General features: G+C 69.0%; 20 protein-coding genes. 4 read left to right on the forward strand and 16 right to left on the reverse strand.

Annotated elements, in window-relative coordinates; genetic code table 11:
* Positions 1-156: 156 nt before the first annotated feature.
* Entirely contained in the window at positions 157-2,013 is a 1,857-nt protein-coding gene (locus tag RBT42_RS05665; RefSeq protein ID WP_320362965.1) for a phosphoenolpyruvate carboxykinase (GTP), read from the reverse strand.
* A 283-nt stretch (positions 2,014-2,296) separates the two neighbouring features.
* On the opposite strand from RBT42_RS05665, the gene RBT42_RS05670 reads away from it, so the two are divergent.
* From RBT42_RS05670 to RBT42_RS05680, 3 genes are all read left to right on the forward strand, one after another.
* Complete coding sequence (locus RBT42_RS05670) at positions 2,297-3,100, forward strand: hypothetical protein (RefSeq protein WP_320362967.1); 804 nt, start codon at positions 2,297-2,299, stop codon at positions 3,098-3,100.
* A complete protein-coding gene (locus tag RBT42_RS05675; RefSeq protein WP_320362970.1) occupies positions 3,097-4,503 on the forward strand; it encodes a molybdenum ABC transporter ATP-binding protein in 1,407 nt (468 codons plus the stop codon). The genes RBT42_RS05670 and RBT42_RS05675 overlap by 4 nt, the downstream gene beginning before the upstream one ends.
* An 88-nt stretch (positions 4,504-4,591) precedes the next feature.
* Positions 4,592-5,203, forward strand: coding sequence for an MOSC domain-containing protein (locus RBT42_RS05680; protein WP_320362972.1), 612 nt, complete (start codon positions 4,592-4,594; stop codon positions 5,201-5,203).
* A 51-nt stretch (positions 5,204-5,254) separates the two neighbouring features.
* Here the strand turns inward: RBT42_RS05680 and RBT42_RS05685 are convergent, their stop codons facing one another.
* From RBT42_RS05685 to gspG, 13 genes are all read right to left on the reverse strand, one after another.
* The gene (locus RBT42_RS05685; RefSeq protein WP_320362974.1) at positions 5,255-6,034 is read right to left on the reverse strand and encodes an EAL domain-containing protein; all 780 of its coding nucleotides are present in this window, start codon (positions 6,032-6,034) and stop codon (positions 5,255-5,257) included.
* A 111-nt stretch (positions 6,035-6,145) separates the two neighbouring features.
* Entirely contained in the window at positions 6,146-7,057 is a 912-nt protein-coding gene (locus RBT42_RS05690; RefSeq protein WP_320362976.1) for a 5'-nucleotidase, read from the reverse strand.
* Positions 7,058-7,059: 2 nt separating this feature from the next.
* Positions 7,060-8,280 carry a type II secretion system inner membrane protein GspF gene (gspF, locus tag RBT42_RS05695; RefSeq protein ID WP_320362978.1) on the reverse strand — a complete coding sequence of 407 codons (1,221 nt, stop codon included), beginning with the start codon at positions 8,278-8,280 and terminating at the stop codon, positions 7,060-7,062.
* Positions 8,281-8,315: 35 nt separating this feature from the next.
* A complete protein-coding gene (gene gspE / locus RBT42_RS05700) occupies positions 8,316-9,740 on the reverse strand; it encodes a type II secretion system ATPase GspE (protein WP_320362980.1) in 1,425 nt (474 codons plus the stop codon).
* A 19-nt stretch (positions 9,741-9,759) separates the two neighbouring features.
* Entirely contained in the window at positions 9,760-12,045 is a 2,286-nt protein-coding gene (gspD, locus tag RBT42_RS05705) for a type II secretion system secretin GspD (protein ID WP_320362982.1), read from the reverse strand.
* A gap of 3 nt (positions 12,046-12,048) precedes the next feature.
* Entirely contained in the window at positions 12,049-12,987 is a 939-nt protein-coding gene (gspN, locus tag RBT42_RS05710; protein WP_320362984.1) for a type II secretion system protein N, read from the reverse strand.
* A gap of 17 nt (positions 12,988-13,004) precedes the next feature.
* On the reverse strand, positions 13,005-13,517 hold the full coding sequence (gspM, locus tag RBT42_RS05715; RefSeq protein WP_320362986.1) for a type II secretion system protein GspM: 513 nt from the start codon (positions 13,515-13,517) through the stop codon (positions 13,005-13,007).
* Positions 13,518-13,538: 21 nt separating this feature from the next.
* On the reverse strand, positions 13,539-14,795 hold the full coding sequence (gene gspL, locus RBT42_RS05720) for a type II secretion system protein GspL (protein WP_320362988.1): 1,257 nt from the start codon (positions 14,793-14,795) through the stop codon (positions 13,539-13,541).
* A gap of 124 nt (positions 14,796-14,919) precedes the next feature.
* Positions 14,920-15,948, reverse strand: coding sequence for a type II secretion system minor pseudopilin GspK (gene gspK / locus RBT42_RS05725; protein WP_320362990.1), 1,029 nt, complete (start codon positions 15,946-15,948; stop codon positions 14,920-14,922).
* A gap of 10 nt (positions 15,949-15,958) precedes the next feature.
* Positions 15,959-16,639 (reverse strand): type II secretion system protein J, encoded by a 681-nt coding sequence (locus tag RBT42_RS05730; RefSeq protein WP_320362993.1) that lies wholly within the window; start codon positions 16,637-16,639, stop codon positions 15,959-15,961.
* A complete protein-coding gene (gene gspI / locus RBT42_RS05735; RefSeq protein ID WP_413785859.1) occupies positions 16,636-17,058 on the reverse strand; it encodes a type II secretion system minor pseudopilin GspI in 423 nt (140 codons plus the stop codon). The genes RBT42_RS05730 and gspI overlap by 4 nt, the downstream gene beginning before the upstream one ends.
* On the reverse strand, positions 17,015-17,578 hold the full coding sequence (locus RBT42_RS05740; RefSeq protein ID WP_320362997.1) for a prepilin-type N-terminal cleavage/methylation domain-containing protein: 564 nt from the start codon (positions 17,576-17,578) through the stop codon (positions 17,015-17,017). The genes gspI and RBT42_RS05740 overlap by 44 nt, the downstream gene beginning before the upstream one ends.
* Positions 17,505-17,963: a type II secretion system major pseudopilin GspG gene (gspG, locus tag RBT42_RS05745; protein ID WP_320363000.1), complete on the reverse strand. Its 459-nt coding sequence runs from the start codon at positions 17,961-17,963 to the stop codon at positions 17,505-17,507. Before gspG ends, RBT42_RS05740 begins: the two co-directional genes overlap by 74 nt.
* A gap of 169 nt (positions 17,964-18,132) precedes the next feature.
* Here gspG and RBT42_RS05750 point away from each other — a divergent pair, with 169 nt between their 5' ends.
* The gene (locus RBT42_RS05750) at positions 18,133-18,699 is read left to right on the forward strand and encodes a type II secretion system protein N (RefSeq protein WP_320363002.1); all 567 of its coding nucleotides are present in this window, start codon (positions 18,133-18,135) and stop codon (positions 18,697-18,699) included.
* Between the two features lie 16 nt (positions 18,700-18,715).
* On the opposite strand, the gene ilvA is transcribed toward RBT42_RS05750, so the two are convergent.
* Together ilvA and RBT42_RS05760 are read right to left on the reverse strand one after the other, a co-directional pair.
* Positions 18,716-20,329, reverse strand: a complete 1,614-nt coding sequence (gene ilvA, locus RBT42_RS05755) for a threonine ammonia-lyase, biosynthetic (protein WP_320363004.1) — start codon at positions 20,327-20,329, stop codon at positions 18,716-18,718.
* Positions 20,330-20,505: 176 nt separating this feature from the next.
* Positions 20,506-21,192: a PEP-CTERM sorting domain-containing protein gene (locus RBT42_RS05760; protein WP_320363005.1), complete on the reverse strand. Its 687-nt coding sequence runs from the start codon at positions 21,190-21,192 to the stop codon at positions 20,506-20,508.
* Between the last annotated feature and the right edge of the window lie 133 nt (positions 21,193-21,325).

Below are 21,325 nucleotides of genomic sequence, written 5' to 3' on the forward strand. Positions count from 1 at the left end.
GATCGATCCAGGGCGAAAGGGCGCCAAACCGCCGCCACACGCCCCCAAGACTGAGGAAGCTGCGCCACCCAGCCAGCTGCAACAGGCGTAAAAAAAGCCCCGCAGGGCGGGGCTTCGGGTCGCTCGCCATCACGCGGCGAGCGCAGGATCGGCCGATCAGGCAGCCAGACGCTGGGCCAGCTTGGCCTTGGTCGCGGGCATTTCGGCCGGCAGGTTGTGGGCCAGTTGGGTGAACAGCTCGTCGTGCAGCTTGAGCTCTTGCGTCCAGGCGGCGGTGTCGATGCCGATGACGGACTGGAACTGTTCCTTCGTGAAGTTCAGGCCATTCCAGTTGATGTCTTCGTAGGTGGGGCTGATGCCGAAGGCGTTTTCCACACCGTGGGCCTTGCCTTGCAGGCGGCCCACCATCCACTCCAGCACACGCATGTTCTCGCTGTAGCCAGGCCAGACGAACTTGCCGTCGGCACCCTTGCGGAACCAGTTCACGCAGTAGATCTGGGGCAGCTTGTGGCCGGCGGCCTGCAGCTTGGCGCCCAGGTTCAGCCAGTGCTGGAAGTAGTCGCTCATGTTGTAGCCCATGAAGGGCAGCATGGCGAACGGGTCGCGACGCACCACGCCTTGCGCGCCAAACGCGGCGGCGGTGGTTTCCGAACCCATGGTGGCGGCCATGTAGACGCCTTCGGTCCAGTCACGGGCCTCGGTCACCAGCGGCACGGTGGTCGAACGACGGCCACCGAAGATGAAGGCGTCGATCGGCACGCCAGCGGGGTTGTCCCACTCGGGGTCCAGCGCCGGGTTGTTGGTGGCGGCCACGGTGAAGCGGGCGTTCGGATGAGCGGCCTTGGCGCCGGTTTCCTTGGCGATGGCCGGCGTCCAGTCCTTGCCTTGCCAGTCGATCAGGTGCGCGGGCAACTCGTCGGTCATCGACTCCCACCACACATCGCCGTCGTCGGTCAGGGCCACGTTCGTGAAGATCACGTCACGGTCCAGCGACTTCATGCAGTTGAAGTTCGTCAGCGTGTTGGTGCCCGGGGCGACGCCGAAGTAGCCGGCTTCAGGGTTGATGGCGTACAGCTTGCCATCAGCACCGGGCTTGATCCAGGCGATGTCGTCACCGATGGTGGTGACCTTCCAGCCCTTGTAACCCTCGGGCGGGATCAGCATGGAGAAGTTGGTCTTGCCGCACGCGGACGGGAAGGCCGCGGCCACGTGGTACTTCTGGCCTTCGGGGTTGGTCACGCCCAAGAGCAGCATGTGCTCGGCCAGCCAGCCTTGGTCGCGGCCCATGGTCGAGGCGATGCGCAGCGCGAAGCACTTCTTGCCCAGCAGCGCGTTGCCGCCGTAGCCCGAACCATACGACCAGATTTCGCGGGTCGTGGGGTAGTGGACGATGTACTTGGTGTCGGGGTTGCAAGGCCAGGCCACGTCTTGCTGACCGGCTTCCAGCGGCGCACCCACGGTGTGCACGCAGGGCACGAACTCGCCGTCGGCACCCAGCACGTCGATCACGCCCTTGCCCATGCGGGTCATGAGCTTCATGTTGACAGCCACGTAGGCCGAGTCAGACAGCTCCACGCCGATGTGGGCGATGTTGGAGCCCAAGGGGCCCATCGAGAAGGGGATCACGTACATCGTGCGGCCCTTCATGGCCCCCTTGAACAGGGCGCCTTCGCCGGTTTGCAGCTTGGCGCGCATCTCGGCAGGCTCACACCAGTTGTTGGTGGGGCCGGCGTCTTCCTTGCGCTCAGCGCAGATGAAGGTGCGGTCTTCCACGCGGGCCACGTCGGACGGGTGGGTCCAGGCCAGGTAGGAGTTGGGGCGCAGCTCGGGGTTGAGCTTCTTGAAGGAGCCGGCGGCCACGAGCTGGGCGCACAGGCGGTCGTACTCTTCGGTCGAACCGTCACACCAGACGATGTCCTTGGGCTGGGTCAGGGCGGCGATCTCGGCCACCCAGGCGATCAGCTTGGTGTTTTTGACGTAAGCAGGTGCATTCACCTGTACTGCAGCAGTCATGACTCACTCCAGAAAATTAAAAAACAGGGTCTCGACAGCACTGCACTGAAAACAACGCGTTTCTCCACACGTTTCTCCACACATTCGCCAATGCTCTCGACACCCCGCCCCGGCGGGAACCTTCCATTTTAATCAAGTCGCCCGTTTTTGACACCCCCCCGACCCCGATGCGAACCAGGGACAGACCCGCCCCCCCCAAGAAAGCGTGCCCGGACGTTCTGCTTTTTTGTATCCTGACGGGCTTGCCCGCCCCGCCGTGGCCCTGTGTCCCCGCCCCTCTGCCATGCCCGCCTCCTCCCGCCGCACCTTCTTTGCCACGACCCTGAGCGGTCTGGGCCTGCTCGCGGCCCCGGCCACCAGCCAGGCGCAGGGGCGCGTGCCCGCGCGGGCCGACAGCCCCCGCATCGGTGCCGACCCGCTGCTGATCAGCACCGGTCTGACCGGCCGCTGGCAGTCGACCATGCGCCAGGACCTGGGCTGGACGGCCCGCTTCGAGGCCATGGGCACGCGCCAGGTGCTCAACGCCCTGGAACAGGGGGGCATCGACGCCGGCCTGTTCCTCTCGCACCCGCGGGCCGAGGCGCTGGAGAAGGACGGCCTGATCTACAACCGCCAGACCGTGGCGCGCACCGACGTGCTGCTGCTGGGTCCGGCCGACGACGTCGCCGGCATCCGCGGCGAGACCGATGCCGCCCGGGCCCTGATGCAGGTGCTGGCCGCCTGTCGGGCCGGCGTGGCCAGCTGGCAGCCGCTCGAAGCCGACTCCCCGCTGGAGGCGCTGGCCCATCGGCTCAGCGGCGGCCAGTTGCGCGCCTTGTTGAGCCTCGCTGCCAGCACGACGACCGGGGCCCGCCTGCCCAGCTACCGGCTCATGACCCGCGCCCAGTGGCAGGCCACGCCGCCGCAGGGCGCGCCGCGCAAGATCTGGCTGGCGGGCGGCCCGAACTTCGTGCTGGACGCACAGGTGGCCTGCGCCTTCCGCTCACGCCACCCGGGTGCCAAGCTGCTGGTGAGCTGGCTGCAGTGGCCACTGGCTCAGCGCGCGGTCCTTGCCAGCCGCCCCGGCTGGCAAGGCCCCAAGGGATGACGATGGACAGCGTGCTGCGCGCCTGGCCCTGGCTGCCCACCCTGCCCGATGGCCAGCTCGACCTGCCCCTGCTGGGCAACATCGTCGCCGCCGGCCTGATGGCGGTGCTGGCCCTGATGATGTGGATGGGACAGCGCAGCCAGGCCCTGGCCCCCATGAGCCGGCCCCTGGCCCACACCCTGGGTGCCTCGCGCTGGCGCAGCTGGTGGACCCTGTCCATGCGCCTGCCCGCCCCCCGGCTTGCCAGGCACCGCCCGGCCTCGCCTGCCGCCCGCGCCCTGAGCGTGGAGCTGCGCCTGCAGCAACCGGGCCTGGACATCCGCGCCCAGTTTCGCGTGCCCCCGGGCCGCGTCTGCGCCCTGGTGGGCCGCGAGCCCGCCACCCAGAGCGCCCTCTTGCAGGCAGCCGCCGGGCTCATCCCGGTCAAAGGCGGGCGCATCGCCCTGGGACAGGACACCCTTTACGACGGCAGCGCCCGCGTCAACCTGCCGGTGCACCAGCGCCGCCTGGTCTGGCTGGACGCCCACGCCCACCTGTTCGCCCACCTGAGCGTGCGCGGCAACCTGCGCTATGGCCTGCCGCGCGGCACCCCACCGGCCGACATCCCCGACTTTGACCAGATCGTGGCGTGGCTGGAGCTGGCCACCCTGCTGCCACGCCGGCCCGCGCAGCTCACGCCCACCCAGCGCATGCGCGTGGCCCTAGGCCGCGCCCTGCTGTCGTGCCCCCAGGCGCTGCTGCTCGACAACCCGCTGGGCGAAGTGCCCGAGCACGAGCGCGAGGAACTGCTGGGCCTGCTGGCCGAAGTTCCGCGGCGTTGGCGCATCCCCATGGTGCTGGTGAGTCCGCGCATGAGCGAGGTCGTGCGCCTGGCCGACGATGTGCTGGTGCTGCACGAGGGCCGCATGGCCAGCGCGGGCCCGGCCGCCCAGGTGCTGTCAGACGTGTCCCTGTCCACCTTTCTGGAAGGCACCGACGCGGGCAGCGTGCTCGAAGGCGTGGTGCGCCGCCATGACCTGAACTGGCTGCTCAGCGAGGTGGACGTCGGTGGCCAGCGCATCACGGTGCCGGCCATGCTGCACCCCGTGGGCCGCCGGGTGCGCCTGAAGCTGCGCGCCCGCGACCTGAGCCTGCACCGCCAACCGCCCAGCGACACCAGCAGCCTCAACTGCGTGCAGGGCCGCATCACCCAGGTGATGCTGGCGGGAGAACATGGCACCTATGGCGCCGTCGGGATCGAGCTGGACCAGGCGCTGGGCCTGCACGGTGATGTGGAACAGGCGGCGCCGGCCGTGTGGGCCCTGCTGACCCGCAAGGCCATCCAGCAGATGGACTGGCAACCGGGCCAGCCCTGTGTCGTGGGCTTCAAGGCCATGGCGACCACGGTGTCGGCCTGGCACTGAGCCCTCCTGGCAGGCTGCAACCCAGGAGAACGGGCGCATACTGCGGCCCTGACACCCTGATTCGCCCCCTCCTGATTGCGCCCCGATCATGTCCACGTTGCTGCCGCGCCAGATCCTGTCGGTCAACACCGCCTTGGCCACCCCGCTTGAGATCGAGGGGCGCCGTGTGCTCAGCGGCATCGGCAAGCGCGCCGTGAGCACCCCAACCGACCCCCAACGCATCGGCGTGCAGCGCCTGGGCCTGGCCGGCGACGAGCAGGCTGACCTGACGGTGCATGGCGGGCTGAACAAGGCCGTGTACGCCTACCCGCATGAGCACTACGCCTTCTGGCAGACGGTGCGCGCCCAGGCCGGGGCCCAGGCCTGGGGCGAGGCCTTGCCGCACGGCATGCTGGGCGAGAACCTGACGCTGACCGGCCTGCTCGAGGGCCAGGCCTATGTGGGGGACCAGTTGAAGTTTGCCGACTGCGTACTGGCCATCAGCGAGCCGCGCCGGCCCTGCTACAAGTTCGACGCCATCATGGGCTTCCGACAGGCGACCAAGATGATGGCGCAGTCGGGCTACTGCGGCTTTTACCTGTCGGTGATCCAGCCCGGCACGGTGGCCGCGGGCGAAAGCTATGAGCTGATCCCGGGCGCGCGCGAGGTCAGCATCCTGGAGCTGTTTCGCGCCAAGATGAACCGACGCCACACCGACTGAGCCTCCGGCGCTGACGGCCCAGGCTGATGTGCCGCTGCGACGGCGGCTGGTTCAGCAGTACGTCAGATCGGGTTCAGGCAGGGCCTCGACCTGCGGGCGCGCCAGCAGATAGCCCTGGAACATCGACACGCCCATCTGGCGCATGGTGTCGAGCTCCTGTGGGGTCTCGATGCCTTCGGCCACGATCTGACAGCCCAACGCCTTGCAGGTGCCGATCACACCGCCGACGATGGCGCGACGCACCGGGTCGCGGTCGATGTCACGCGTCAGCGCCATGTCGAGCTTGACGATGTGCGGCTGGAAGTCGGCCAGCAGGTTCAGGCCCGAGTAGCCCGCCCCGAAGTCGTCGATGGCGGTGAGGAAGCCGCGCTGCTGGTAGTCCTTGATGATGCGCAGCGCGTGGCCCGGGTCGCGGATCTTCTCGCCCTCGGTCAGCTCGAAAATCAGCCGGTCGGAGGGGAAGCCCACCTTGCGCGCGGCCGCCAGCGTCAGACGGATGCAGGTGGCGGGCTCGTAGACCGCGTTGGGCAGAAAGTTGATCGACAGGTGAGTCGTCATGCCCAGGCGCTGGGCGGTGTCGATGGCCAGCACGCGGCAGGTCTGGTCAAAGGAATAGGTCTCGTCCGGTGCGACGGCGGCGAGCACCTCGCCTGCCGAGGCCCCGTTGGCGCCTCGCACCAGCGCCTCGTAGGCGAACACGCTGCGGGTGTCCACGTTCACGATGGGCTGGAAGGCCATTTTCAGCTGCAGGTGCAGCGGCTTGGCGTTGCGGCAACGGATGCAACCGATCAGGTCCTCATCGGCATCGGCAAAAAAATCGTTCAAATACATGCGGCATCCTGGCGGCGGCAAACGGAACGCCCGGTTTTACCACGTCAAAGGCAGGACAGGCGGGCGCCGGGGCGCACGTCCGGGGCCGCTCAGCGCAGGCTCCGAGGCGGCTCAGGGGCCGTTCGTCACGCCCGCGGCGACATGACCTGAGGGCACATGCGGCGCGGCGTTGTCGACGTGACCAGTCTGGTCGTCGAAGAAAAAGTCGGGCTCGAACTCGCGCAGGAACTCGCCCTTGGGCAGGCCGCCCAGGAACAGGGCCTCGTGCACCTCGATGCCCCAGTCCATCAGGGTGCGGATGGCGCGTTCGTGCGCGGGCGCGCCACGGGCCGTGACCAGCGCCGTGCGGATGCGCATGCCGTTGGCGCCGCCGCTGGCCGCGTGCTGCTGCAAGGTGTGCAGGGCCTGCAGCAAGGGCTTGAACGGGCCATCGGGCAGGGGCTGCTGCGCGAGCGCGACCTCGTGGGCCTGGAAGGCGTCCAGGCCGCCACGCTGGTAGACCTGCTCTGCCTCGTCGGAGAACAGCACCGCATCACCATCGAAGGCGATGCGCACCTCATTCGGGTGCGCCTCACCGGCGCGCGCAGCATGGGGCAGCACGCGCGCGGCCGGCACGCCGGCGCCCAGGGCCGAGCGCACATCGGCCTCGTTGGCGGACAGAAACAGGTGGGCCTGCAAGGGGCGCAGGTAGCGCCAGGGGCTCTCGCCACGCGTGAACACGCCGCGCTCGATGGGCAGGCCGTAGTGGCGTGCCGAGCGGAACACGCGCATGCCCGAGACGGGGTCATTGCGCGAGAGGATGACCACCTCGACGCGCGCCTCGTCGGGCGTGTTGAAGGCCAGCAGCTTGCGCACCAGGGAGAAGGCCACGCCGGGGCGCGCGGGCTCGTCGACCTTGGCCAGTTGCTGGGCCATGTAGGCGCGGTCGTCGGCGCCTTCAAACAGGCGGTTCTCTTCTTCGAAGTCGAACAGGGCACGCGAGGAGATCGCCACGACCAGCTTGCCAGACAGGGAGGCCGCCATGTTCACTTGACCCAGGTGTTCATCTGCATGATGGGCAGCATCACCGACATGACGATGAGCATGACCACCAGGCCCATCGCCACGATCAGCAGGGGCTCGAGGATGGTGGCAATGGCCAGCGCCTTGCGCGTGACCTCGGCGCTGAGCTGGTTGGCAGCACGCTGCAGCATCACCGGCAGCTGGCCGGTCTGCTCGCCCAGGCGGGCGAACATGGCCAGCAGGCCGGGAAAGCGCTTCTTGGCGGCCAGGGCCGAGGCCAGTGGCGCGCCTTCGCGCACCTGGTCGAGGCAGTCCATGGCGTCGGCGCGCATGGCGCGGTTGGACAGGGTTTCGGCAGCGGCCTGCAGCGCCTTGAGGATGGGCACGCCCGAGCCAGCCAGCATGGCCAGCGTGCCGGCAAAGCGCGCGGCGTTGTAGCCCTTGGCCAGGCGGCCGATGACGGGCAGCCCCAGCCAGAAGGCGTCGAAGCGCACGCGGAAATCGTCTTGGCGTCGCGCAAACATCAGCCCGGTGCCACCGCCCACGAGCGCCAGCGCCAACAGCCAGCCCCATTGGCGCATGAAGGCGCTCAGGCCCAGCATGAACTGCGTGAGCAGGGGCAGCGCGCGCTTGCTGCTGGAGAACACCTGCGCCACCTGCGGCACCACGAACACCAGCAACGCCACCACGATGACCACGGCAAACACCGAGACGATGGCCGGGTAGAGCGTGGCGCCGACGAGCTTGGAGGTCAGGGCCTGCTGCTCTTCGAGGTCGTTGGCGAGTTTGTCGAGCACATTGCCGAGCTGGCCGCTTTGCTCGCCCGCGGCCACCACGCCGCGGTAGACCTCGTCGAACTCACGGGGGTAGCCGCCCAGCGCACGCGCAAAGGTCGACCCGGCGTTCACCTCGGCACGCAACTGCGCCACCAGCTCACGCTGACGGGGGTCCTCGGCCTCGTCGGCCAAGGCGGTGAGCGCGCGCTCCAGGGGCAGGCCGGCCACGACCAGGCCCGAGAGCTGGCGCGTCCAGATGGCCAGGGCCGTGGCGTTGAACACGCGGCGGGCGAAGAGCGGAGTCGAACCGGCCGACTCGCCATCGCCCGTGGCCACCGGGTCCACCTTGAGGGGCACCAGTTGCTGGCCGCGCAACTGGGTGCGGGCCGCCTTGGGCGTGTCGGCCTCGACCAGACCGTTGACGGTCTTGCCTGCGGCGTTGAGCGCTTCGAAACGGTAAGCCGGCATCGTGCGCCCTTATCCTTGGTCCATCATGAGATCCCTCACTCGCGGGTGACCCGCAAGACCTCTTCGAGCGAGGTCACGCCTTCGGCCACCAGGCGGTCGCCGTCGTCGCGCATGGTCTTCATGCCGGCCTTTTGCGCCACCTCGAAGAGCTGGGCCTCGGCCGCCTGGGCGTGGATCAGGCCCCGGATCTCGTCGTCGGCCACCATCAGTTCGTACACGCCGGTGCGGCCCTTGTAGCCGCTCATGCCGCACTCCTTGCAGCCGACCGGGTGCCAGCGGCCTTGCTCGTCCTGACGCTTGCAGTGCCCGCACAGCTTGCGCACCAGGCGCTGGCCGAGCACACCCAGCAGCGAGGACGACAGCAGGAAGGGCTCGATGCCCATGTCGGTCAGGCGGGTGACGGCGCTGGGCGCGTCGTTGGTGTGCAGGGTGGCCAGCACCAGGTGACCCGTCAGCGAGGCCTGCACGGCGATCTGCGCGGTCTCGAAGTCGCGGATTTCACCGATCATGATGACGTCCGGGTCCTGACGCAGGATGGCGCGCAGGGCCTTGGCGAAGGTCAGGTCGATCTTGGCGTTGACCTGGGTCTGACCGATGCCCGCCAGCTCGTACTCGACCGGGTCTTCCACGGTCAGCACATTGGTGGTGGACGCGTCGACCGTGCTCAGGCCCGCGTACAGCGTGGTGGTCTTGCCCGAGCCGGTGGGGCCGGTGACCAGCACGATGCCGTGGGGCTGGCGCAGCAGGCGCTTGAACTTGTCGAGCGACTCGCCGCTCATGCCCAGCGCTTCGAGGGTGAACTTGTTGGCGTCGCCCTTGTCCAGGATCCGCAGCACGGCACGCTCGCCGTGGGCCGAGGGCAGGGTCGAGACGCGCACGTCGACCGCGCGGCCGCCGATGCGCAAGGAAATGCGCCCGTCTTGCGGCAGGCGCTTTTCGGAAATGTCGAGCTCGGCCATGATCTTCAGGCGCGAGATCAGCGCAGCGTGCAGGGCCTTGTTGGGCTGCACCACCTCGCGCAACGTGCCGTCCACCCGAAAGCGCACGGCCGAGGAGCGCTCGTAGGGCTCGATGTGAATGTCCGACGCCCCGTCCTTGGTCGCCTGCGTCAGCAGCGCATTGAGCATGCGGATGATGGGCGCGTCGTTGCTCGATTCGAGCAGATCTTCGACGGCCGGCAGCTCCTGCAGCATGCGCGACAGGTCGACCGCGCTTTCGACCTCACCGACCACCGCCGCGGCACTGCCCTCGCCGCCCGCATAGGCGGCCGCGATGCGCTGCGCCAGGGTGTCGGGCGGATCGTGCTCGATGCGGTTGACGGCGTACAGGCGCAGCACCTCGGAGAGCGCCGCATGCGAGACGTTCAGGCTGGCCCACAGCGTGGCGCGTTCGCCGTCTTGCTCCAGCAGCAGGTTGTGCGCCTTGGCAAAGGCGTAAGGAAGGGGGTGGCGTGCGCCCATGGTCTGCGTGCTCCCAGGCTCAAGGCGCCGCAGTCGGGGCCGACGGCACCGTGGTGGCGGGCGTGGACTCGGGCACCGGGGCCAGCTTGGCCGCATAGCACGTGCTGCCCGGCATCAGCACGTTCGTCACTGGGGTGTCCGGATCGTCGAGCGGCTGCTGCGGCGAAGGCATGCTCAGGCGGGTGCTGAGCTTGAGCGGATCGAGCACCGGCGCCGCGTTGATCGGCAGCAAGGTGCTTTCCTTGGGCTGGCTCTCGATCTGACGCTGGCGCATGTACTCGTAGCGGTCCAGCGTCAGGGCGTTGGCCGCGTCCTGGTTGCGCATCACGATCGGGCGCAGGAAGACCATCAGGTTGGTCTTCTTACGGCCACGCTCCTGGCTCTTGAACAGGTTGCCCAGGTAGGGGATGTCGCCCAGCAGCGGCACCTTGGACTGCCCATCGGTGTACTCGTCCTTCATCAGACCGCCCAGCACCAGCACCTCGCCATCGTCCACCACCACCGAGGTCTCGATGGAGCTCTTGGACGTGGTCGGGCCGTTGGCGGCCGCGGCCGTGGCGCTCTTGACGCTGGCGTCTTCCTGGAAGATGGTCAGGCGCACCGCGCCGCCCTCGCCCACCTGCGGGCGCACCCGCAAGGTCAGGCCCACGTCCTTGCGCTCCACGGTCTGGAAGGGGTTGACCGAGCCATTGTTCGAGCCGGTGTTGCTGTAGCTGCCGGTCACGAAAGGCACGTTCTCGCCCACGACGATCTTGGCCTCTTCGTTGTCGAGGGTGACCAGGTTGGGCGTGGACAGGATGTTGCCGCCCGCCTCGGTCTGCAAGAAGGTGGCCAGCGCACCCAGGCTGATGCTGCCGTCGCTGAGGCGACGGGCCAGGGCCACGTTGAAGCCGTTGAGCGCCGGCACCGAGTTGGCGGCCGCGCTGGTGATCACATCGGTCAGGGCGGGAATCTTGCCGAAACCCGTGAAGTTGGCACCTGCACCCACCAGCGTCTTGCTGCCGGCACCGCCGGCCCACTGCACGCCCAGGCTGGCGGCCTTCTCGGCGTCGACCTTGACGATCATGGCCTCGATGTAAATCTGGGCGCGGCGGCCGTCGAGCTGATCGATGACCGCGCGCAGCTGGCGGTACTGCGCCTCGGAGGCCGTGATGATCAGCGAGTTGGTGCTGGGGTCGGCCTGGATGAAGCCGCCGGTGGAAGGCTGGGCCGAGGCCGCCACCGGGGCGGTGGACTGTGACGACGCCGCATTGGCATTGCCCAGGTTGGTGGCGCCCAGCGCATTGCCGGCATTGCGCCCGCCGCTGGCCGCGGCCGTGTCCACGCTGCCGCTGGACCCACTGCCGCTGGCCCCGCCCGCGCCCGGATAGGCCGCACGCAGCACCTGGGCCAGCTTCACGGCATCGGCGTTCTTCAGGTACACCACGTGGATGCCACTGCCACCCACGCCGGCCGTGCCGGGACGGTCGAGGCGCTGCACGAGGTTGCGTACCAGGGTCATACGGGCCGGCGAGGGCGCGCGCACCATCAGGGTGTTGGTGCGGGCATCGGCCATCACCAGCGTGCCCGCGGCACCCGCGGCCGCCCCCGGCGCGGCGGGTGCGGCGCCACCGCCATCGGCCAGGCGCTGCACCACCGGCGCGAGGTCCACCGCCACCGCGTGCTGCAACGGAATGGCTTCGAGGTCGGAGGCCGTGGGCACATCGAGGGCAGCGATCATCTGCCCGAGGCGCCGCAGGTTGTCGGCGTAGTCGGTGATGACCAGGGTGTTGCTCGAGGGGTTGGCGTTGATCGTGTTGTTGGGGCTGATCAGGGGGCGCAGCACCGCCACCAGGTTGTTGGCGCTCTCGTTTTGCAGGCGGAAGATCTGTGTGAGCACCTGGTCGCCCGAGCGGCGCACCGCGCCCACATCGACGGTGCCAGTCTGCAGCTTGGCCTCGGCCTCGGGCACGATCTTGAGCAAGCCGGCCACGTCGACCACGCTGAAGCCCTGGCCGCGCAAGGCCGCCAGGAAGTTCTGATAGGCCGAGCGGGTGCTCATGGGCTGGTCGCTGTAGAGCGTGATCGTGCCCTTGACGCGCGGATCGACCAGGATCTGGCGGTCAAGGATGGCCGCCATGGCACGGGCCACCCCTTCGATCTCGGCGTTGACGAAGTTCAGCGTCACCATCGCCTCGCGGGCACCGGCCTGGGGTGCCGCCACGGCCTGGCCCGCGCTCAGGAAGCCACCCGGACCCCAGCCCAAGGCCAGGGCCATGAGCAGCGCCGTGGCGCGGGGACGTGTCAGCAGGGGATGGGTCTTCATGCCTTATCCGATCGAAATGACAGACCGGTCGCCCGAGCGGCGGCCGATGATGTTCAACAAATTGTCCAGGGCGCCACGCTCGGCCTCGCTGGCCCGCGCCTCACCCCGAAAGAAGGTGCCACCGGCACTGACCGTGCCCTGGCCCGACAGCTGCAAGGCGCCGTCGACGGTGCGCAGCGACATCTGCACCAGGCCCTGCTCGTCGGCACGCAGACCGAGGTGATACGAACCCAGGCGGTCCAATGTCGTCAGACGCGACGAGACATTGTCCAGCCACACATCGGTCTGGCCGCTCACCCGCACGCGCCCGCCCACCCACTCGATGGCGAGTTGATCGGCGGACACGCGCAGCACGCCGCCGAGCTGCAAGGTGTTCCAGGGCGTCCCCAGGCCGCTCAGCCAGGCGGCCGGCCAGTGACCCAGCGTGCCGGCGGTCTGCCAGCCACGAGGGTTGCCCACCGGCACCAGGCCGATGTCCAGCCGCGCACGGCCCCAGCCAGGGCGCAGTTGCAGGGCCACGGGCTGAGGCAGGCAGCAGTCGTGCTGTAGCACCACGCGCACGCCGCGGTCCTGCCAGCGCAGCGTCCAGTTCAAGCGGCCCGGCAGGGCGCGCACGTCCCGGCTGCCCGGCCCGCCGGTGAGCACGGCCACCGCCTGGCCTTGCCAGATCGTGCCTTGGGCATCGGCCAGCAGCAGGCGCTCGCCACTCCAGCGCGACACGCCATGGGCCAGCCAGCTCGCTGGCGCGAACGCCACCAGCCCGGCCAAGCCACCCAGCACGGCCCCGGCCCAGGCCCAGCGCTGGCCGGCCTTGCGCACCTTGTCCCAGCGCAGTGCCTCCAGCGTGGACTCGAAGCTGCGGGTGACATAGGCCTCGGGGCCCAACAACCAGCGCGGACGCCGCGCCCAGCGCAGGCGCAACAACTGAAAAGTGCTTTGCACGGTCGTCTGGAATGTCGTCACTGCGCGCCTCCCGCCCCCAAAGACAAGGTGACCGTGCCCTGGTAGAGCGCGTCACTGCCTTGCTGCCAGGCGGCCTCCAGCGGCCGCGCCCGCGCGCCCACGCGCACCTCCTCCAGCCAGGCGGCCAGGGCTTCGCCCGACACGCCCTGGAAGCTCAGCACCGCGCGGTCGCCCTGGCGGCTCAGCCGTGCGCCCGCGCCCAGGCGGGCGGTGGCCGACTGCAGGCTGGCTTCCGCCTGGACGGGCGGCACCGGCGGGCGCTGGCGCAAGATCTGCGCCTCATCGGCCTGTTGACGCATCAGCGCCAGCTCGGCCTCCACCGCCTGCATCTGGGTCGGCACGGTCTGCAGCGTGCGCCAGGCCGGCCGCACGCCCACCATCACCAGCACGGTGAGGCCCGCCAGCCAGGCGGCCACGGTGAGCAGGCGGCGCTCGCTGGGCGACATGCCGGCCCACTGGGACTGCCAGGCCTGGCGCAAGGAGTGAAGACGCTCGGAAGGAGAACTCATTCAGACTGCTTTCAAGGGGCTTCAGCTGCGGGGGCCGCGGCGCACGGTCAGCAGGCCGTCGGCCTCGCTGTCCACCTGCGCGCCGGCCGCGCCCAGCTGCGCACGGAAGGCTTCGATCTCGCCCGGGCCCCAGCCGGCCGGTGGCGCCACGCTCAGGGCCTGACCGTCGTAGCGCAGCGAGGCGGTCGGGGTCTCGAGGGGCCAGGCGGTGGCCACCAGGGCCATCAGCGACTCCAGGTCGTTGGCCCCGGGCTCGCCGGCCTGGGCCCGCAGGGTGTCGGTCTCGCGCTGCATCTGCACGGGGGCATCGAGCACCACGCGCACCTGCGGGTGTGCCTGCTGCAGCAGTTGCACGCGCTGCGCCTGGCGGCTCTTGAGCGTGTGCTGCTGGTGCCAGGCCCACACATTGAGCCCCAGCACCTGCACCCCCAGCAGGGCCAACAGCCCCACGCGCACCGGCCGCCAGGTGGGCGACAGGAAACGCCGCCACTGGTCCGACAGCGCATGCGCGCCCTTGCTGCGCGGCGCCAGCTCGAACTGCAGCAAGTTCCACAGTGAGCGCGAGGCCAGCAGCATGTGCTCGGAGGCGGTCTGCACGGTCACGGCCCGGCCCAACCAGCGTTCGGCCGGCGAAGCCACCGGTGGGGTCGCGAAAAAGCGGGCTTGCGGTGGCAGCGGATCGGGCAGCAGGCCGCGCGACAGGCTACCGCCCAGCGGCCAGGTCGACACGCCCTCGGGGCTGGCCCAGGTCATCAGCACTTCGGGGCCGGATTCGGAACTGCCCTGGCCGGCTTCGAGCGCCTCGTGGAACAGGGCTGTGGCGGGCTCATCGGGCGCCGCACCGGGCACCACCCGGTCGACACGCAGCTGGGCCTTTTCCAGCGCCATCAGCTGCGAGGTCAACCAGGTGTGGTCGCACACCGCCACCCAGGTCGGCTGCCCGACCTTGGCCTGCGGGGCCACGGCGAGGTGCAGCTGCTCGGGCTCGTCGAGCAAGGCGTCTTCCAGCAGGCTGGCCAGCGCGGCGCGCAAGCGCGCCTGCGGTGCCTTGGGCAGGGTCAGGCGGTGCCAGCTGACATCGGTGGGCGCGAGCATGGCCACCACGCTGTCGGCGGCAGGCATCTGGGTCAACTCGCCCCGGCCCTGCCGGCTCAGCGTCTCGCCATCGGCACTGAGCACATAGGCGTAGGACAGGGGCCCGGGCGTGGCCACGGCCGCATCGGGCGCTGACGCACTCGGACGCTGGCGCGCCGGCAGTTGAATGATGAGGATGCTCATGCCTGGACTTCAGATCTCGGGGTTCCCTGCCGCACCCCAGCCGGGTGCTCAGTGATTGTAGGAGGGCGATCCGGCCCATCCCTTAAGGATTCATACCTGCACGAGACAGGCTGCAACACCCTGATCACGGGGGGCCTCCGGACAGGGTGCTGCGATCGAGTCCGGAAAAGCGTGACTGGTTGCGCACCTTGACCTCATTGCCCACCCGCTGCACCAGATGGCGCTGCTCGATCACGTTGTCTTCCAGGCGCAGCCGCCCGCGCACCTCGAAAAAGTCCGAGCCCACGCTCAGCCGCTCGAAGCGCCAATTGCCCGCGCCCAGCACATTGCCCAGTTCATCGAGGTTCTTGAACGGACTGCGCTGGCGCACCTGCACCAGGCGGGCTGCCCGACCCAGGTCCAGCCCGTCGACCACCGCGGCCAGCACCTCGCGCGAGGCCGTGTTGACATTGACCTGGGTGCGCAGCGGCAACACCGTCAGCACCGGGCGCAGGCGCTCGACGGTGGCGGCGTCCAGGCCCAGCCAGGTGAGCTCGTCGAGGCGCTGGGGCTGCAAGGGCGCCTGGCTGCGCGCTTCCTCACCGCCGAGTTTCTCCAGCATGGTCGGGTCGTCGGCCAGGGTGGCCAGGGTCGCGCGCCGCCACGCCGACGCCAGCCCTTCGGCCAGCGCCGGCGACAGACCGGCGTTCTCGCACAGGCGCCGCAGCACCGCCACCTCGTCGGGCACCAGCTCGCCCTCGGCCGACAGCACATTGCGCAGGTTGTAGCGGGCGGTCGCGTCCTCGACCTGACCGGACAAGAAGGCCTCCGGCGTGCCGCCCTCGTCGGACGCGTTGTTGTCGCTGTCCGCGGCCAGGAAAGTGGACAGGCGCGCCTCGGCCAGCGGGATGGCCCAGGGCTCGCCCAGGTGGTCGGGCCCGCCGCTGCGCTGGTCTTCGCGCAAGATCAAGCTCGCCCAGTCGAGCGCCCCGCTGAGCACCCAGGTGGCCTGTGTGCGCACCCGCTCGGCGCTCTCGATCTGCACGGCGCGCCACTGCTGCCAGACCATGGTGGCCGACAAGGTGGCCACCAGCGTGACGATGACCATGGCCATCAACAAGGCCGCGCCTTGTTGGCGATGCGGCCGCGTGCAGGGATGTCGGGTGCTGTGCATCGTCCGCGCCTCAATCCTGGCTGGGCTGGGGGGCCAGCATCAGGTCGCGGCTGAGCGCGCCCTGAAAGCCGCTGCCCTCGCCCAGCACCAGTTGCAGGCGCACGGCCTGCGGCAGCTGTTCACGCAGGCCGCTGAGCGCGTCTGCCCCGGCCGAGCCCCGCACCGTGTCACCGGAAGACTGGCAGTTGCTCATGGCCCCGTTGCGGAAACAGAAAACCTGCCACTGCGACACCCCGCGCAAGGCCACCAGGGTGCCGCGCTCACGCCCCAGCAACTGCTGCGCCTGCTGCCAGGCACGTTGCAAGCCGCCGACCTGGGTGGACTCGGCACTGGCCCAGCGCTGCCAGCGGCCTTCGCGCAGCGACCACACCACCACCTGCACGCCGGCCGGGCTGCGCCGCGTCATGCGCAAGGCGGCACCGTCAAACTGAAAACCCTGCACCACCTGGGTGTCGAGCACCTGGGCCAGATCGGTCTCGAACTGGGTCATCACGGCCTGCAGGCGCAGCGTCTGCTGCAGGTTGTCGTCGGCCACCTGGCGCGCCGTGCTGATCGCGTCCAGCCCCTTCCAGGCCGAGGCCGCCAGCACCGACAGGATCAGCAGCGACACCAGCACCTCGATGAGGGTGAAGCCACGGGCCGGGCGCGGGCCGCGAGGTCCGGACTGGGGGCGGGCAGACGGGGACATCATCGGGCGCGCGGCAAGACGGTGGACAGCTTGACGATGGGCAGCTTGGCCTCATCGAAGACCTGCGCATCCACACGGCGGAAATTGGGGTTGGGCGTCGGGCGCACCGTCATGCGGCCGGGCAGCTGGCGGCCCAGTTGCGCGCAGCTGAAGTCGCTGTCGCCCACCGCCGGGAAGACCTGCCCCAGTTTCAAGGCCGTGATCTGGTTTTCGGCGCAGCCCTGCGCCAGCACCAGATCGCTCATGCGCTGGGCGTTGAGCGTCAGCCCGCCGGCGGCCTTGATGCCGGCCGATAGGGTGATGGCGACGATGGCCAGGGCCACCAGCACCTCGATGAGGGTCATGCCGCGCACAGGCTGAGCATGAGGCTCGCGGACATCACGGCGTGGCAGCACGGCCCATCCCTTCGAGCAGCGGCACATCGTCAAGCGTGGGCTCACCGGTGAGCACCTGGAATGGGCCCAGGCCCTGCGTGCCCACCACCAGCTGACGCTCACCCAGGCGCAAGACCACCTTCTGCGCGCCGATCACCGGCTCCGGGCCCAGCACGATGCTGCGGCCGTCCACCACCTCGGCCTGCACCTCGGGCGTGAGCCACTGCAGCGGCGGCATCAAGGCCGGCGGCAATCCGAGGAACTGGAAGTCGGCGTCAGGCCCTTTGGCCTGCGGCACCCACAGCACCGTCATGGCCCCGGCACGCGCCTGCGTGCGCGCCGACTCCAGCAAGGCGATCAGACGGGCCGCCTCGCGCTCAAGCCGCGTGCTCGACGGATCGGGCAGCGCAAAGGACACCACGGCCGAGGCCACGCCGATCATGGCGACGACCACCATGAGCTCGAGCAAGGTGAAGCCTCGGGCGAGGCGCGACTTACTGCCAGGAACCGATGTCCGCATCCCGGCCTTCACCACCGCTTTGGCCATCGGCACCGAAACTGAAGACATCGACCGCGCCCTTGACGCCCGGGTTCACGTACTGGTACTGCGCGCCCCAGGGGTCGTTGGGCAGCTTCTCGAGATAGGGCTTCCAGTTGGACGGGATCGGGCCGGCCGTGGGCTTGGCCACCAGGGCCTGCAGGCCTTGTTCGGCCGTGGGGTAACGCTGGTTGTCCAGGCGGTAGAGCTTGAGTGCCTGCATCAGGTTGCTGACGTCGGTGCGAGCCGCGGTCACGCGGGCGTCGTCGGCCCGGTCCATCACATTGGGCACGATCAAGGCGGCCAGCAGGCCGATGATCACCAGCACCACCATCAACTCGATCAGGGTGAAACCGCGCTGCACGCCCCGTGCCAGCGCCCGAGCCCCTTGGGGGATACGCGCACTCATCTTCATGACAAATTCCGAAACAGTCCGAGAAAGGTTCCCGCTCACCGCGCGACACCCACGCCGCATGCCCCGAGCATGCATGGCCGCCAGGCCCGACCACCGTGGGATCAACCCCAGGTTTGAAGGCCCGACCCGCCACTCAGGGGAGGGGGAAGACCCATCATAATGGCCCTCTATGTCATCACGTCTGTCCGCCCTCGTCATTTGGGCCGCGGTTGCGGCCAGTCTGGCTTATTGGGGCCTGCGCTGGCTGGCCCAGCCCATCGCGGTGCCGGCCAACGCCACCCCCGTCTCGATGGACAGCGGCAGCAAGGGGGACTTCCGGCGCCTCTTGAGCGGACCGGCCGCGGCCTCGCCTCAGGCGGTCGATGCGGCCACCCAGTCGGCGCTGGCCGGTCGCATCCAGTTGCAAGGTGCCTTCGCCTCGGGTGATGCCAGCGGCACCGGTGGCGTGGCGCTCTTGTCGGTCGATGGGCAACCGGCGCGCGCGGTGCGCGTGGGGCAAACGGTCGAGGGCACGATGGTGCTGCAGCGCGTCGACGCCAGTGGTGCCCAGATCGGACCCACCGAGGGTCCCGCCGCGCTCACCCTGGCCCTGCCCAGCCTGCCGGCGCCGGCCACCGGCGCCCTGCCGCCGCCTACCGGCGTGAGCACCACGGCCATGCTTCCCGCGCAGCCCGCTCTGCCCGGGCTCGCCGCGCCGCGCCAGCCCCCCGAAGAGGCCGCCCGCACCGACGACTGAGCCAGCCGGCTCGGGTTCAGCGCAGGAACAGGCGGTAAACCGGGTTGTTCGTCTCGTCGACGTAGACGTAGCCCAGGCCTGACAGGAAAGGCTTGATGGCCTTGGCCTCGCCCTTGGGCACCTGCAAACCCACCAGGATGCGGCCATAGTCGGCGCCCTGGTTGCGGTAATGGAACAGGCTGATGTTCCAGCCCGGTGGCAGGCTGGTCAGGAAGGTCATCAAGGCACCCGGACGCTCCGGGAAGATGAAGCTGTACAGGCGCTCGCCCTCGGCCAGCGCCGAGCGCCCGCCCACCATGTGGCGGATGTGGGTCTTGGCCAGCTCGTCGCCCGACAGGTCCACGGTGCGGAAGCCCTGGGCCTCGAACTGCTCGGCAATCTGCGCCGATTCGCCCTTGCGCTTGGTGCTCAGGCCCACGAACACATGGGCGACGTTCTCGTCGGAGATGCGGTAGTTGAACTCCGTGACGCTGCGCGGGCCGATCAGCTCGCAGAAACGCTTGAAGGAGCCGCGCTCTTCAGGGATCGTCACGGCCATCAGGGCCTCGCGCTCTTCGCCCACTTCCGAGCGCTCGGCGACAAAGCGCAGGCGGTCGAAGTTCATGTTGGCGCCGCAGTTGATGGCGATGTAGGTCTGGCCCTCGCCACCATGCTGGGCCGCGTACTGCTTGAGCGCGGCCACGCCCATCGCGCCGGCGGGCTCGACGATGGAGCGGGTGTCTTCGTAGATGTCCTTGATGGCCGCGCACACCGCGTCGGTGTTGACAATGACGTAGTCATCGACCAATTCGCGGGCCAGGCGGAAGGTCTCCTCACCCACCAGCTTGACGGCGGTGCCGTCGGAGAACAGGCCCACGTCGTGCAGCGTGACGCGCTTGCCCGCCTGCACCGAACGCACCATGGCGTCCGAATCGTTCATCTGCACGCCGATCACCTTGATCTCAGGGCGCACGGCCTTGATGTAGGCGGCCACGCCGCTGATCAGGCCACCGCCGCCGATGGCAACGAAGACCGCGTCAATGGGACCCGCATGCTGGCGCAGGATCTCCATGGCCACGGTACCCTGGCCGGCAATCACTTCGGGGTCGTCGAAGGGATGGACGAACGTCAGGGCTTCGCTCTTTTCCAGCACCTTGGCGTGCTGGGCGGCATCGGAATAGCTTTCGCCGTGCAGGACGATGCGCACCTGGTCGCCGCCGAAGCGACGCACCGCGTCGATCTTGACCTGCGGTGTGGTGACCGGCATCACGATGGTGGCCTGGCAACCCAGGCGGCGCGCGCCCAGGGCCACACCTTGAGCGTGGTTGCCCGCCGACGCACAGATCACGCCCTTGTCACGGGCAGCCTGGCTGAGCTTGGCCATCTTGTTGTAGGCGCCGCGCAGCTTGAAGCTGAACACGGGCTGCTGGTCTTCGCGCTTGAGATAGACCTGGTGGCCCAGACGGGCCGAGAGGTTACGCGCCAGATCGAGCGAGCTTTCCAGCGCCACGTCGTAGACGCGGCTGGTGAGGATCTTTTGCAGGTAGTCCTGAATCGTCAGCGGTCCGGCCTTGGCCTTGATCGCCGGCTTGGCCTGGGTGGAGGCGGTGCGGCGAGGGGTGGGCGAAGCGGCGGTACGCGCGGTCGACATGGAAACGACTCCGGAAAAAAGGCAGATGCGGGATGCAATCCGCCAGTCTACTCCTGCGGGTTCCGGCTTGCTGGCGTGGGCAACGGTCACAAAAAAGTGGGGCGCCGCAGAGGGCGCCCCCGAAAACCTCACCAAACCACAGGTCTGGCTGGGCCCACGCAGAGAACTGATGTGAATCAGGAAGCGCGACGACGGCGCGCGGCGAAACCGATGCCGACCAGACCCAGGCCCATCAGGGCGTAGGTGGAGGGCTCGGGCACAGGGGTGACCGAAGCGGCAGACAGCACGTCGACTTTCAGGCTGCCAATCTCAAACAAGCCGACCAGACCGATGTAGCTGCCCGCATTGAAGGCGTTCAGCAGCGGGGTGGCGCCAGCCGTGGTCAGCTTCATGGCACCCGTGGTCAGCAGGCCGGTGCCCAAGGTGGCGTTGAAGGTTTCAGAGACGGAAGCGGAGGCCGCCTTGAGGAACTCGCCGCTGTAGGCCTGGGAACCGTTGATCGACACGACCGCGCTCAAGGACTTGGTGGCGTTGTTGTAGCTCAGACCGGTGATGTCGACGATGTCAGCCCCGGAGGCCAGACGGAGGCCGTCGCTGGCGCTCGTCAGAGCGATCAGGTCGGACGCCGAACCGTTGCTGAGGTTCACGGAGGTGAAGGCCGAGGTCAGGGTGCTGGTGGCGGCATCGAAGCTGGCGCCACCGAGGCCGGTGAAGGTGGCCGAGCCCAAGATGCCCGTCAACCCACCGAGCGACAGCACGGCCGAGGTGGGGGCGGTGAAGCTGGCGGCTTGCGCGGCCGAGAGGCTGGTCGCCAGCAAGGCGGCCAAAACAGTGGACTTCAGGATGGCAGAGCGTGCTTGCATGCGATCACCTCTTGATTGGTGTGTGTGGACGACGCGGTTTTCACCGCCGATGTGTCGATCTTGCAAGCAGTGCCTTCATGGCCCTTTAGCGTTCACCCTTAAACACCCCCCATGCGAGGGAGGTTGCGGCCGC

Source organism: Aquabacterium sp., from assembly GCF_034003525.1.
Taxonomy (GTDB): domain Bacteria; phylum Pseudomonadota; class Gammaproteobacteria; order Burkholderiales; family Burkholderiaceae_C; genus Aquabacterium.